The organism is Pseudomonas sp. SWRI51 (assembly GCF_014268825.1).
In the GTDB taxonomy this organism is placed as follows: domain Bacteria; phylum Pseudomonadota; class Gammaproteobacteria; order Pseudomonadales; family Pseudomonadaceae; genus Aquipseudomonas; species Aquipseudomonas farsensis.
The window spans coordinates 1-14,010 of the sequence record NZ_JABWRG010000119.1; the positions used below are offsets into that span (position 1 = coordinate 1).

Consider the following 14,010-nt stretch of genomic DNA (forward strand, 5'->3'; position numbering starts at 1 on the left):
GCTGCGCAGCAGCCCTGAAAACCCCAGGGGCTGCTGCGCAGCCCAACGCGGGACAAGCCCGCTCGCCACGACTCTCTGTCATTTCCCACAGGATTGGGTCCAACCAGCCATGTTGCGGTTGAGCACGGCCTGCGATAGGGCCAGAACCGGCTAGCGACCGATTCTCCACACAATCCACACAAACCCGCCTCACTGGCTCCACGCAGCCGGCAGACACTGCCCGGCATCGCACATGGAGCCTCACCAATGAACAAGACCTTGGGTTTCAAGCTCGGCACCATCGCCGTGCTGATGTTGTTGCTGCTGATCCCGCTGATGATGATTGCCGGGGTAATCGATGAACGCCAGCAACTACGCGACGACGTAGTGCGCGACATCGCCCGCAGCTCAAGCTTCGAGCAACAGATCAGCGGCCCGATGCTGGTCGTGCCCTACCGCAAATACGAACGCCGCTGGATCGAAAAGGACGGCCAGAGCACCCAGGAAACCTACACCCTCAACGGCAACCTGTACTTCCTGCCAGAAACCTTCGATGCCGACCTCGGCATCGAGACCGAACTGCGCGCCAGGGGCATTTATCAGGCCCGGCTGTTCCACGCCAAGGGCCACCTCAAGGGCCGCTTCAAGCTGCCCGAGCGCTGGGGCATCGAGAAGGACTTCGACGACTACCGCTTCGACAAGCCGTACCTGGTGGTGGGTATCAGTGACATCCGTGGCATCGAAAACACCCCTGAACTGACCATCGACGACCAGCGCCTGGCTTTCGAAGCCGGCACCGGCCTGGACTGGATGCGCGGTGGTGTCCACGTGGCGCTGCCGCAGCTCGACGGCAAGCAAGCGCATGAATTCAACTACGGCTTTGACCTGGCGCTGCAAGGCACCGGCCAACTGCATGTGCTGCCAGTAGGCCGCAGCAGCACCGTGGCCATGCGCGCCAACTGGCCGCACCCAAGCTTCATCGGCAGGTACCTGCCTACCCGTCGCGCCATTGATGAAAGTGGCTTCAGCGCACACTGGCAGACCTCGTTCTTTGCCACCAACCTGGAAGACGCACTGAGCCGCTGCGTAAGCCCGGAGGCGTGCAACACCTACCTGGGCACCACCTTTGGCGTGAGCTTCGTCGACCCGGTGGACCAATACCTGAAGAGCGAGCGGGCAATCAAATACGCGCTGCTGTTCATTGCCCTGACCTTTGCCGGCTTCTTCCTGTTCGAGGTGCTCAAAAGCCTGAGCGTGCATGCGGTGCAGTACATCCTGGTCGGCGCCGCCCTGGCGTTCTTCTACCTGCTGTTGCTGTCGCTGTCCGAGCACCTGGGCTTTGCCCTGGCGTATGGCTTGTCAGCATCGGCCTGTGTGCTGTTGCTGGGCTTCTACCTGAGCCATGTGCTGCACAGTGTCGGCCGTGGGGTGGGCTTTGCCGCGGGGCTATCGGCGTTGTACGCCATGCTCTACGGCTTGCTTAGCGCCGAGGATTACGCGCTGTTGATGGGCTCGCTGCTGTGCTTCGGCCTGTTGGGTGTGTTCATGGTGCTGACCCGCCGTCTGGACTGGTCGCGCGTGGGGAGGGGGGTATGAGGGAGGATCGCGAACTGGGGCGCTGGTTGGCGCTGAGGATTGGGCAGTTGTTTCCGGTAAGGGCCAGTTGACGCCATCGCGGTGGTTCGGCATTCCGAGCAAGCCCGCTCCCACGTTATCCATGTAAATCAGATAGTTAGCGTTTGTTCTATGAGAGCGGGCTTGCCCCGCGAAGAGCGCCTTCAGGTCTGCGGCAAGGTCGCCAGCATCGACGCCCGCTGGCTCACCTCGGCATACCATGCCGCCAACCCCGGCTGGCGCTCACGCCAGCCGAACTCAGGCTGACGCAAGTCCAGGTAACCCAGCGCACAGGCCACCCCGATGGCGGCCAGGTCAAACCCCGACGCCAGCTCGGCAAGGTGCTCCTGTTCGAGGTTGGCCAGGCTGCGGCGGATCTTCTCCCTCTGCGCCGCCACCCAGCCGTCCCACTGCTTGTCGGCAGGGCGCAGGAAGGTTTCGTACCGTGTACCCACGGCTGCATCCATGATCGCATCGGCTTGGGAGGCCAGCGTCAGCCGGCGCCAGCGCGCCGAGCCTTCGCGCGGCAGCAACGGGTTGCCGACGTGCTGGGTGTCGAGGTACTCGCAGATCACCCGGCTGTCGTGCAGCACGCTGCCGTCCTGCAGGCGCAGGGCAGGGATCTTGCCGATCGGGTTGCCCTGGTTGAGCTGCTCGTCACCGTTGACCGGGCTGATGTTAACCGCCTGCAGGGTGACCCGGTCGAGTTGGCCGGTCTCGTGCAGCACCACCATTACCTTGCGCACAAACGGCGACAAGGGCGAATGGAACAGGATCATGGCTCAGTTCCCTTGCAGGCTGGGCGGCAGGCACACGCCCAGGCCGCCGATGCCGCAATAGCCGTTGGGGTTCTTGGCCAGGTACTGCTGGTGGTACGCCTCGGCGAAGTACACCGTTGGCGCCTGGTCGATTTCGGTGGTGATTTCGCCGAAGCCGGCTTTGCTCAGCTCGGCCTGGAAGGCATCGCGGCTGGCCTTGGCTTCTGCCAGTTGCTCAGGCGAGGTGCAGTAGATGGCCGAGCGGTACTGGGTGCCGACGTCGTTGCCCTGGCGCATGCCTTGGGTTGGGTTGTGCAGCTCCCAGAACATCGCCAGCAGCTCGCGGTAGCTGACTTTGTCCTTGTCGAACACCACCAGCACCACTTCGGTGTGGCCGGTCAGGCCCGAGCAGACTTCTTCGTAGGTGGGGTTAGGGGTAAAGCCGCCGGCATAGCCCACCACGGTGCTGACCACGCCTTCACGCTGCCAGAAGCGGCGCTCGGCGCCCCAGAAGCAGCCCAGGCCGAAGATCGCGAAGTCGACGCTGCCTTCAAAGAATGGGCCCAGCAGCGGGGTGTCTTTGAACACGTAGTGGAACTCGGGCAGCGTCATTGGCGTTTCGCGGCCAGGCAAAGCTTGCTCCGCAGTAGGCATGACGTTTTTGTTCACCAGGATTTCCGAACGCAGGACCATGGCCGTTCCTCTGTTTGATATTCAAGAACCTGGGGCCGCTGTGCGGCCCTATCGCAGGCTGGCGCCAGCTCCTACAGGGGCGCCGCGGTCCCTGTGGAGCTGGCGCCAGCCTGCGATAGGGCTGCATAGCAGCCCCAGACAGCAAGTGATGGTGTCTATAGTGCCCGAGCTTTACGCCGCTGTCAGGCCAGAGGCCCGCGCGGATAGCGGCGCAGCTTCTCGCTCAGCTCACGCCCCGGAATTGGCCGGTCGAACAGATACCCCTGGCCCACATCGCAGCGGTGCCGGCGCAGGAAGGCCAGTTGCGCCGGCGTCTCGATGCCTTCTGCAACCACCTTGAGCTTGAGGTTGTGGGCCATGGCCACCACCGCCGAGGTGATCTCCATGTCGTCCTGGTTGTCCGGGATCTCGTTGATGAAGCTGCGGTCGATCTTGATGATGTCGATCGGAAACTTTTTCAGATAGCTCAGCGACGAGTAGCCAGTACCAAAATCGTCCATCGCCAGGGTCAGCCCCAGTGCCTTCAGCTCGTCGAGCTGGCGGTGGGTGTCTTCGCTGGCCTCAAGCAGCAGCCCTTCGGTGAGCTCAAGCTCCAGCAGGTGCGGCGGCAGGGCTTCTTCCTTGAGGATGCTGCCAATGGAATTCACCAGCTCCGGGTCGGAGAACTGCTTGGGCGACAGGTTGATCGCCACGTGCAGGTTGCCCAGGCCGTCCTCGCGCAGTTGCTGGCTCATGCGGCAGGCCTGGCGCACCACCCATTTGCCAATGGGGATGATCAGCCCGGTTTCTTCGGCCACGCTGATGAACTGGTCGGGGCGGATCATGCCGCGCTCCGGGTGGTTCCAGCGCAGCAGCGCCTCCAGCCCCAGCAGGCGACCACTGCGCAGGCACAGCTTGGGCTGGTAGAAGACTTCCAGCTCGTTCTGGGTCAGCGCGCGGCGCAGGTTGTTCTCGACGAACAGCTTGTAGCTGGCCTCGGCATTGAGCACCTCGGTGAACACCTGCACCTGATGCTTGCCGTTGGCCTTGGCCTTGTGCAGGGCCAGGCCTGCGTTTTTCATCAGCGTGGCCGGGTCGGCGCCGTGCAGCGGGGCGCAGGCAAGGCCCACGGAGGCGGTGACGTTGATCAGCTGGTTGTCGACGAACATCGGTTTGTCGAGTGTGCGCAGCAGTTGCTGGGCAACACGCTGGCCGTCTTCCAAGGTGGTGTCGTCGAGCAGCACGGCAAATTCGTTACTGGCAAAGCGCGCCAGGCTGCCGCCGCTGTTCAAGCTGTTGCGCAGGCGCCGTGCCAGGCTGATCAACAGCTTGTCGCCGGTCTGGTGGCCAAGGCTGTCGTTGATGCGCTTGAAATTGTCGATGTCCACCAGCAGCAGGCAGATGGGGCTGGCGCTGTCGCGGGCAAAGCGTTCGTCGAGGCTTCTGATGAACGCCGGGCGGTTGCCCAGGGTGGTCAGGTTGTCGGTATAGGCCAGGCGCTCGATACGCTGCTGGGCCAGCTTGCTCTGGGTGATGTCTTCGTAGATGCCGATGTAATGGGTCAACTCGCGGTTGTCGCCATACACCTTGGAAATCGACAGTTGCCCCCAGTAGGGCTCGAGGTTTTTGCGCCGGCTTTTGAATTCGCCCTGCCAGCTGTTGCCCATGGCCAGACTCGACGGTGAATCGAACAGCAGCTCGCTGAGGTTTTCCAGCGCCGGCAGCTCGGCCAGGTGGTGGCCCTGGACCTCGTCGGTGCTGTACTGGGTGATGGCGGTGAAGCTTGGGTTGACGTATTCCACCACGCCGTCGCAATTGACCAGCAAGAACGCACTGGCGCTTTGCTCGACCGCACGCTGGAACAGGTGCAGCGCGCTGGCGGCCGTGCGCCGGTTGTGGTTGTTGATGACCTGGGCAAACTGGTCGGCCAGCTCGCCGGCAAAGGCAATTTCGTCGGACTGCCAGGCGCGGGCCTTGCCCGACTGCTCCAGGCACAGCACGCCAACCACTTGGCCATCGATGCGGATACTGGCATCGAGCATGGCGTTGTCGATGTCGCCGTGCAGCAGCTCGGACATATCGCGGGTGCGCGGGTCGTGGCTGGCGTTGTGCGCGTCGATGGCGCGGCTGGCGTGCAGGGCTTCGAGGTAATCAGGGAAGCGGCTGGCGTCGATCGCCTCGGGCAGGCGGTGCTGCTGTTCGATGCGGTACCAGGCGCTGATCGGCTCCAGCCGCTGCTCGTTCAGGTACCAGATGCTCGCGCAATCGACGTTGTAGATTTCGCAGGCGCTGCGGGTGATCAACTGTGCGGCCTCAAGCAACGAGTTGCCGACACTGTAGCGCTGGCGCGCCAAGCGCAGGATCAGGTCCTGCTGTGCCCGTACCCGCTCAAGGTGCTCCAGTTGCTCCTGCTGCGCATGCTGGTTGAGCTGCAGTGCCAGTTGCAGGCGGCTGTTGCGCGATTCCAGGTCGTTGGCGTCGAGTTGCGGGCCGTCCATCGGCTGGTCGTCGAGCACCGTCAGGTAGCCGCGCAGCAGTTGCCGATTATGCTGCTTGTAGCTCTCGCCGACTTCGAGCAGGCGCAGCGGCTCGGGGCCGCAGTGCAGGGTGTAGCGCACCCGGTAGTGGTTGCGCTGCGCCAGTTGCGACTGGATGTCATCGTGCAGCTTGTAGCGCGCCTCGGGCTCCATGAGGCTGGCGTACGGTGCATTGATCAGGTTGCACAATTCGGCAGCGGCCAGGCCGAATTGCCGTTCGCAGTTCGGGTCGACGTAAAGCATGGCCCAGCTGGCTTCGTTGAGCCGTTCGAAACGCAGCATGCCGAGCCGCGAGGGCACGGGGAGCTGCGTGACGACCTCGGCCGCCACTCGGCTGGCGGCATCGGGTTGGCTTTTCATCGAAGACTCGCTTGAACAAGGCGGTTGGCGCGGCGGGCCACGGGCTATGCGGCGGCGCTTTGGGCAAGGGTGCATCATGTCCCCCAGCGCTGGCAAGCGGCCATGAGGGATGCTGTGAACAGGTTGTCGGCCAAGTGGGCGACATCTGTAGTTCGTGCGCGGGGTTTTAGGCTGCGCTGCGGGCGTGAAAGCGGCAGGCAAAAAAAGCCCCGCCAATTGGCGGGGTTGAGGTACGAGCGTGGCAGCTCGAAACAGGACCGGCCTGCGCAGTGGCAGGCCGGTTGGCTGCTGGTTACAGCAGCATGGTGCGGATGTCGGTCAGCACGTCGCCCAGGCGCTTGGTGAAGCGTGCGGCGGCGGCGCCGTTGATCACACGGTGATCGTACGACAGCGACAGCGGCAGCATCAGCTTGGGCTGGAAGGCCTTGCCATCCCAGACTGGCTGGATGGTTGCCTTGGAAACACCGAGGATCGCCACTTCCGGCGCGTTGACGATCGGCGTGAAGCCGGTGCCGCCAATGTGGCCGAGGCTGGAGATGGTGAAGCAGGCGCCCTGCATGTCATCGGCCGAGAGTTTCTTGGTGCGGGCTTTTTCAGCCAGCGCCGCAGCTTCGGCAGCCAGTTGCAGCAGGCTCTTCTGGTCGACGTTCTTGATCACCGGGACCAGCAGACCATCCGGGGTGTCCACGGCAAAGCCGATGTGCACGTACTTCTTGCGGATGACAGCTTTGCCGCTTGGTGCCAGCGAGCTGTTGAAGTCTGGCAGTTCCTTGAGCAGGAAGGCGCAGGCCTTGAGCAGCAGTGGCAGGACGGTCAGCTTGACGCCGGCCTTCTCTGCAACGGCTTTCTGGGCAACGCGGAAAGCTTCCAGCTCAGTGATGTCAGCCGAGTCGAACTGGGTAACGTGTGGCACGTTCAGCCAGCTACGGTGCAGGTTGGCGGCGCCGACCTGCATCAGGCGGGTCATGGCCACTTCTTCGACTTCGCCGAACTTGCTGAAGTCGACCACCGGAATCGGCGGGATGCCAGCGCCGCCGGTTGCGCCGGCAGCTGCCGGTGCGGCCGAGGCCTTTTGCATCATGGCTTTGACGTAAACCTGCACGTCTTCCTTGAGGATGCGACCGTGCGGGCCAGTGGCCGACACAGCACCCAGTTCGACGCCGAATTCACGGGCCAGCTGACGCACGGCTGGGCCGGCGTGCACCTTGGCGTTGTTGCCAGCAGCCGGCGCGGTTGCAGCCGGAGCAGCAGCCGGGGCAGCCGGGGCAGCAGCGGCAGGTGCCGCAGCTTCAGCCTTGGCCGGAGCGGCAGCAGCGGCCGGAGCCGGGGCAGCAGCAGGTGCAGCACCTGCGATTTCCAGCTTGAGGATCAGGTCGCCGGTGCCGACTTCGTCGTCCAGCTTGCAGATCACTTCCTTCACCACGCCAGCGGCAGGCGACGGGATCTCCATGGAGGCCTTGTCGGACTCCAGGGTGATCAGCGACTGGTCGGCTTCGACGGTATCGCCGGCCTTGACCAGCACTTCGATGATCTTGGCCTTGCCCGACGAGCCGATGTCCGGCACGTGGATGTCCTGCACGCTGGCAGCAGCCGGGGCTGCAGCAGGTGCTGGGGCCGGTGCGGCTTCGGCGGCAGGTGCAGGTGCAGCAGCCTGGGCAGGCGCGGCTTCAGCAGCCGGCGCTTCGGACGCCGAAGCGCCCTCCGCTTCCAGAACCAGCAGCTCGTCGCCTTCTTTCAGGCGGTCGCCCAGCTTGACCTTCAGTTCCTTGACGATACCGGCCTTGGGCGCCGGGATCTCCATGGAGGCCTTGTCGGACTCCAGGGTCAGCAGGCTCTGGTCGGCCTCGATACGGTCACCGACCTTGACGAACAGCTCGATGATTTCACCTTCACCGCTGCCGATGTCAGGTACGCGAATGAGTTCGCTCACTTAAAAATACTCCTCAGCAGTCCAGTGGGTTGCGCTTGTCCGGGTCGATGCCGAACTTGACGATGGCGTCAGCCACAACCTTGGGTTCGATCTCGCCACGGTCAGCCAGGGCTTCCAGGGCAGCCAGCACCACGAAGTGGCGGTCGACTTCGAAGAAGTGACGCAGCTTCTTGCGGCTGTCGCTGCGACCGTAACCGTCGGTACCCAGGACTTTGAACTCTTTGCTCGGCACCCACTGGCGAATCTGTTCGGCGAACAGCTTCATGTAGTCGGTGGACGCGATAACCGGGCCTTTGCGGCCGGTCAGGCACTCTTCAACATAGCTCTGCTGAGGCTTCTGACCAGGCTTGAGGCGGTTGGCGCGCTCTACGGCCAGGCCGTCGCGACGCAGTTCGTTGAAGCTGGTGACGCTCCACACGTCGGCACCGACGTTGAACTCTTCACGCAGGATCTTCGCCGCTTCGCGGACTTCACGCAGGATGGTGCCGGAGCCCATCAGCTGGACGTGGTGCGCCGCTTCCTTGGTGTCTTCTTCGAGCAGGTACATACCCTTGATGATGCCTTCCTCGACACCGGCCGGCATGGCTGGCTGCTGGTAGGATTCGTTCATCACGGTGATGTAGTAGAAGATGTCCTGTTGTTCTTCGGTCATCTTCTTCATGCCGTCCTGGATGATCACCGCCAGCTCGTAGCCGTAGGTCGGATCATAGGTGCGGCAGTTCGGGATGGTGCCCGCCATCATGTGGCTGTGACCGTCTTCGTGCTGCAGGCCTTCGCCGTTCAGCGTGGTACGGCCGGCGGTACCGCCGATCAGGAATCCACGGGTGCGGCTGTCGCCAGCGGCCCAGGCCAGGTCACCGATACGCTGGAAACCGAACATCGAGTAGAAGATGTAGAACGGCAGCATCGGCTGGTTGTGGCAGCTGTACGAAGTACCGGCAGCGATGAACGACGACATGGCGCCGGCTTCGTTGATGCCTTCTTCGAGGATCTGGCCCTTCTTGTCTTCGCGGTAGAACATCACCTGGTCTTTATCGACTGGCTCGTAGAGCTGGCCGACCGACGAGTAGATGCCCAACTGGCGGAACATGCCTTCCATACCGAAGGTACGGGCTTCGTCCGGGATGATCGGGACGATGCGCTGGCCGATTTCCTTGTCCTTGACCAACTGCGCCAGGATGCGCACGAAAGCCATGGTGGTGGAGATTTCACGGTCGCCCGAGCCGTCCAGGATTGCCTTGAGGGTTTCCAGTGGCGGGGTCGGGATGCTGAAGCTCTTGGCACGGCGCTGAGGCACGAAACCGCCCAGGGCAGCACGGCGCTCGGCCAGGTACTTGGCTTCGGCGGAGCCTTCTTCTGGCTTGAAGAACGGCAGGTTTTCGAGGTCGGCATCCTTGACCGGGATGTCGAAGCGGTCACGGAAGTGACGCAGGCTGTCGACGTCGACCTTCTTGGTGTTGTGCGCGGTGTTCTTGGCTTCGCCAGCACCGGTGCCGTAACCCTTGATGGTCTTGGCCAGAATCACGGTTGGCTGGTCTTTGTGGTTGACCGCCTGGTGATACGCCGCGTAGACCTTGTACGGGTCGTGGCCGCCACGGTTGAGCTTCCAGATCTCGTCGTCGGACAGGTCTTCGACCATGGCCTTGAGTTCCGGGGTGTTGAAGAAGTTCTCACGAACGTACGCGCCGTCTTTGGCTTTGTAGTTCTGGTACTCGCCGTCGATGACTTCGTCCATGCGGCGCTGCAGGGCACCGTTGGTGTCCTTGGCCAGCAGTGGGTCCCAGAAACGGCCCCAGACGACTTTGTTGACGTTCCAGCCACCGCCACGGAACACGCCTTCGAGTTCCTGGATGATCTTGCCGTTGCCGCGAACCGGGCCGTCGAGGCGCTGCAGGTTGCAGTTGATGACGAAGATCAGGTTGTCCAGCTTCTCGCGGCCAGCCAGGGAGATCGCGCCCAGGGATTCCGGCTCGTCGCACTCGCCGTCGCCCATGAAGCACCAGACCTTCTGCTTGCCGGCCGGGATGTAGCCGCGCGCTTCGAGGTACTTCATGAAGCGGGCCTGGTAGATCGCCTGGATCGGGCCAAGGCCCATCGAGACGGTCGGGAACTGCCAGAAGTCAGGCATCAGCCAAGGGTGCGGGTACGACGACAGGCCGTTACCGTCCACTTCCTGGCGGAAGTTGTTCATCTGGTCTTCGCTGATGCGGCCTTCCATGAAGGCGCGGGCGTAGACGCCAGGCGAGGCGTGGCCCTGGAAGAACACCAGGTCGCCGCCGTGTTCTTCGGTCGGGGCCTGGAAGAAGTAGTTGAAGCCGATGTCGTACAGCGTGGCGCTGGAGGCGAAGCTCGAGATGTGGCCGCCCAGGTCCGAGTCTTTCAGGTTGGTGCGCATGACCATGGCCAAGGCGTTCCAACGCACCAGCGAGCGGATGCGGCGTTCCATGAACAGGTCGCCAGGCATGCGTGCTTCGTGGGTGACAGGGATGGTGTTGCGGTATGGCGTGGTGATGGCATATGGCAGCTGCGAACCACTACGGGTGGCCAGCTCGCCCATACGGGTCATCAGGTAATGAGCGCGGTCTTCGCCTTCTTTGTCGAGGACCGACTCCAGGGCATCCAGCCATTCCTGGGTTTCGATTGGATCGAGGTCTTGCATGGCTTGCTCCAGGGCGGAAAGGCCACCAGAATCGATGGCCTGAGTTTGCGACTGGCCTTATGGGCAGACGTCGTGAATTCTTGGAATACCGGACAGTCATCCGGCGCGGTGTAGTTTTACTACAAATGGATTCGCATTTCATGCTTTTGCGCGCCATGGGTAGTAGTAAAACTACACAAATGCGACGTTTGGTCGCACTCCGGGTTGTGGAGAAAATCGTTCATGTTGGTTGGCTGTGTGCCACGAGCAGGTAAAACGTGATGTTTTCAACCATGAATGTGGCTTTTTCAGCTATTTACAACTTTTGTACGACAGTCCAACCGTCAGCCATGAGTGTTTTTTCTACCCCAACCTCTCTCTTTCACGCCGATCAAGGATAGACCATGCGCCTGCCTTTGCCGTCCGATCTGCCCGCAGCCCTGCAACCACTGGTCGCCCGTAACCAACAGTTCCTTCGCGAGGCATTGGCCGGCCACCCTGATCTGCAACTCGATAGCCTGAGCGCCGAACACCGCCACCAGTTCGATCAGGTGGCGGCGGCCAGCGAGTTCGTGCTGACCCACGCCCAGCGTGAGCCGGCGGTGCTGTTCGAGCTGCTGGGCAGCGGCCAGATGGACCGCGCCTACGCCCCCGGCGAGTTGCGCGGGCACGTCAGCGCCGTGGCGCAAGCGGCGCAAAGCGAGGATGAACTGGCGCGCAACCTGCGCCGCGAGCGCAATCGCCAGCAATTGCGCATCATCTGGCGCGACATCACCCGCCAGGCGGCGCTGGGCGAAACCTGCCGCGACCTTTCGGACCTGGCCGATGCGGCCATCGACGAAGCCTATCAATGGCTGTACCCGCGCCATTGCCAGCAGTTCGGCACCCCCATCGGCCAGCGCAGCGGCCAGCCGCAGCACATGGTGGTGCTGGGCATGGGCAAGCTGGGCGCCGTGGAGCTGAACCTGTCGTCGGACATCGACCTGATCTTCGCCTTCCCCGAAGGCGGCGAAACCGAGGGGGTCAAGCGCTCGCTGGAAAACCAGGAGTTCTTCACCCGCCTGGGGCAGCGCCTGATCAAGGCGCTGGACCCGGTGACCGTCGATGGCTTCGTGTTCCGCGTCGACATGCGCCTGCGCCCCTATGGCTCGGCCGGTGCGCTGGTGCTGAGCTTCAATGCCCTGGAGCAGTACTACCAGGACCAAGGCCGCGACTGGGAACGCTACGCGATGATCAAGGCGCGGGTGGTGGCTGGCGACCAGGCTGCCGGCGCGCAATTGCAGGAAATGCTGCGCCCGTTCGTCTACCGGCGTTACCTGGACTTCTCGGCCATCGAAGCGCTGCGCACCATGAAGCAGTTGATCCAGCAGGAAGTGCGGCGCAAAGGCATGGCCGACAACATCAAGCTGGGCGCTGGCGGTATTCGCGAGGTCGAGTTCATCGCCCAGGCCTTCCAACTGATCCATGGCGGGCGCGACCTCAGCCTGCAACAGCGGCCCTTGCTGAAAGTGCTGGCCACCCTGGAAGGGCAGGGTTACCTGCCGCCGGCAGTGGTCACTGAACTGCGCGAAGGCTACCAATTCCTGCGTTATACCGAACACGCCATCCAGGCCATCGCCGACCGCCAGACGCAGATGCTGCCGGACGACGCTACCGACCGCGAGCGTATCGCCTATATGCTCGGTTTCAGCGGCTGGGCCAGCTTCCACGAGCAGTTGATGCGCTGGCGCGGGCGCATCGACTGGCACTTCCGCCAGGTGATCGCCGACCCCGACGACGACGATGCCGAGGGTGAACTGGTGGTGGGCGGTGAGTGGTCGCCGCTGTGGGAGCAGGCTCAGGATGAAGAGGCCGCCTGCCGGCAGCTTGAAGAAGCCGGCTTCAAAAAGCCGGCCGATGCGCTGCGCCGGCTCAACGGCTTGCGCACCAGCCCGTCGCTGCGCTCGATCCAGCGTATCGGCCGTGAGCGGCTGGATGCGTTCATTCCGCGCCTGCTGGCCCAAGCCGTCGAGCACGACGACCCAGACCTGGTGCTGGAGCGGGTGCTGCCGTTGGTCGAGGCGGTGGCCCGGCGTTCGGCATACCTGGTGCTGCTGACCGAAAACCCCGGCGCCCTGCGCCGGCTGCTGACGTTGTGTGCGGCCAGCCCGTGGATTGCCGAACAGATCGCCCGCTACCCGCTGCTGCTCGACGAGCTGCTCAACGAAGGCCGGCTGTTCAGCCCGCCCCTGGCCCCGGAGCTTGCCGCCGAGCTGCGCGAACGCCTGACGCGCATCCCCGAGGATGACCTTGAGCAGCAAATGGAAGCCCTGCGCCACTTCAAACTGGCCCACAGCCTGCGGGTGGCCGCTTCCGAGATCACCGGCAACCTGCCACTGATGAAGGTCAGCGACTATCTGACCTGGCTGGCCGAGGCGATCCTCGATCAGGTGCTGGCCCTGGCCTGGCGCCAGACCGTCGCCCGCCACGGCCAACCGCAGCGCAGCGACGGTAGCCTGTGCGACCCCGGGTTCATTATTGTCGGCTACGGCAAGGTGGGAGGCATCGAACTGGGCCACGGCTCGGACCTGGACCTGGTGTTCATCCATGACGGCGACCCGAATGCCGAGACCGACGGCGCCAAGCCCATCGACGGCGCGCAGTTCTTCACCCGCCTGGGCCAGCGCATCATTCACCTGCTGACTACCCAGACCAACTCGGGCCAGCTGTATGACGTCGACATGCGCCTGCGCCCGTCCGGCGCTGCGGGCCTGCTGGTGAGTTCGCTGGGCGCGTTCGAGCGCTATCAGCAAAGCGAGGCCTGGACCTGGGAGCACCAGGCGCTGGTGCGCGCCCGCGTGCTGGTGGGCTGCAAGCAGGTGGGCAGTGCGTTCGAAGGCGTGCGCGCGCGGGTGCTGGGCAAGGCCCGCGACCTTGCCACGTTGCGCACCGAGGTGAGCGAGATGCGCGCCAAGATGCGCGATAACCTCGGCACCAAGGGCACCGCTGCAGGCACCGCCGCCAATGCCTTTGACGCCGGCCAGCCGTTCGACATCAAGCAGGATGCCGGCGGTATCGTGGACCTCGAATTTATGGTGCAATACGCGGCTTTGGCTTGGTCCCACGAGCACCCAGAGCTACTGCGCTGGACCGATAACATCCGCATCCTCGAAGAACTCGAACAAGCCGGTTTGCTGCCTGCAAGCGATGCCGTGCTGCTGCGTGAGGTGTACAAGGCATTCCGCGCCGCGTCGCACCGCCAAGCGTTGCAGAAGCAGGCCGGGGTTATCGACGCCGCCCAGTTTGTCGACGAGCGTGGCCAAGTACGGCGGATTTGGGGTGAGTTGGGGCTGAGTTAAGGCGTCGTGGCTCGTGGGAGATTACATGCCTGTCCGGGCCTCATCGCAGGCTGTCGCCAGCTCCCACAGAGACCGCGCACAGCCGCATTATTGCGGTTTGGCCCAGAGCCCTGTGGGAGATTCTATGGTTTCGGGCAAGTCGCTTTTGATTGTGTAGGAGCGGCCTTGTGTCGCGAAAGGGCTG

At 63.4% G+C, this 14,010-nt stretch carries 7 protein-coding genes; 2 read left to right on the forward strand and 5 right to left on the reverse strand.

Annotated elements, in window-relative coordinates; translation table 11 throughout:
• Positions 1–246 precede the first annotated feature (246 nt).
• Positions 247–1,575, forward strand: a complete 1,329-nt coding sequence (creD, locus tag HU720_RS22045) for a cell envelope integrity protein CreD (RefSeq protein WP_186522889.1) — start codon at positions 247–249, stop codon at positions 1,573–1,575.
• A gap of 182 nt (positions 1,576–1,757) precedes the next feature.
• Here creD and HU720_RS22050 read toward each other — a convergent pair whose 3' ends face one another.
• The 5 genes from HU720_RS22050 to aceE all read right to left on the reverse strand — a co-directional run bounded on the left by HU720_RS22050 (position 1,758) and on the right by aceE (position 10,509).
• Entirely contained in the window at positions 1,758–2,372 is a 615-nt protein-coding gene (locus HU720_RS22050; protein ID WP_186522890.1) for a glutathione S-transferase, read from the reverse strand.
• A gap of 3 nt (positions 2,373–2,375) precedes the next feature.
• Complete coding sequence (msrA, locus tag HU720_RS22055) at positions 2,376–3,044, reverse strand: peptide-methionine (S)-S-oxide reductase MsrA (protein ID WP_186522891.1); 669 nt, start codon at positions 3,042–3,044, stop codon at positions 2,376–2,378.
• 182 nt (positions 3,045–3,226) lie between these two features.
• Positions 3,227–5,920, reverse strand: a complete 2,694-nt coding sequence (locus HU720_RS22060) for a GGDEF and EAL domain-containing protein (protein WP_186522892.1) — start codon at positions 5,918–5,920, stop codon at positions 3,227–3,229.
• A 292-nt stretch (positions 5,921–6,212) separates the two neighbouring features.
• A complete protein-coding gene (gene aceF, locus HU720_RS22065) occupies positions 6,213–7,850 on the reverse strand; it encodes a dihydrolipoyllysine-residue acetyltransferase (protein ID WP_186522895.1) in 1,638 nt (545 codons plus the stop codon).
• Between the two features lie 13 nt (positions 7,851–7,863).
• Positions 7,864–10,509 carry a pyruvate dehydrogenase (acetyl-transferring), homodimeric type gene (aceE, locus tag HU720_RS22070; RefSeq protein WP_186522897.1) on the reverse strand — a complete coding sequence of 882 codons (2,646 nt, stop codon included), beginning with the start codon at positions 10,507–10,509 and terminating at the stop codon, positions 7,864–7,866.
• A gap of 383 nt (positions 10,510–10,892) precedes the next feature.
• On the opposite strand from aceE, the gene glnE reads away from it, so the two are divergent.
• Positions 10,893–13,826 (forward strand): bifunctional [glutamate--ammonia ligase]-adenylyl-L-tyrosine phosphorylase/[glutamate--ammonia-ligase] adenylyltransferase, encoded by a 2,934-nt coding sequence (gene glnE / locus HU720_RS22075; protein ID WP_186522899.1) that lies wholly within the window; start codon positions 10,893–10,895, stop codon positions 13,824–13,826.
• The last annotated feature ends 184 nt before the right edge of the window (positions 13,827–14,010 follow it).

Coding starts and splice junctions, on each gene's coding strand:
- glnE (WP_186522899.1), top strand. CDS start 10,893: ATGCGCCTGCCTTTGCCGTCCGATCTGCCCGCAGCCCTGCAACCACTG.
- creD (WP_186522889.1), top strand. CDS start 247: ATGAACAAGACCTTGGGTTTCAAGCTCGGCACCATCGCCGTGCTGATG.
- HU720_RS22060 (WP_186522892.1), bottom strand. CDS start 5,920: ATGAAAAGCCAACCCGATGCCGCCAGCCGAGTGGCGGCCGAGGTCGTC.
- msrA (WP_186522891.1), bottom strand. CDS start 3,044: ATGGTCCTGCGTTCGGAAATCCTGGTGAACAAAAACGTCATGCCTACT.
- aceE (WP_186522897.1), bottom strand. CDS start 10,509: ATGCAAGACCTCGATCCAATCGAAACCCAGGAATGGCTGGATGCCCTG.
- HU720_RS22050 (WP_186522890.1), bottom strand. CDS start 2,372: ATGATCCTGTTCCATTCGCCCTTGTCGCCGTTTGTGCGCAAGGTAATG.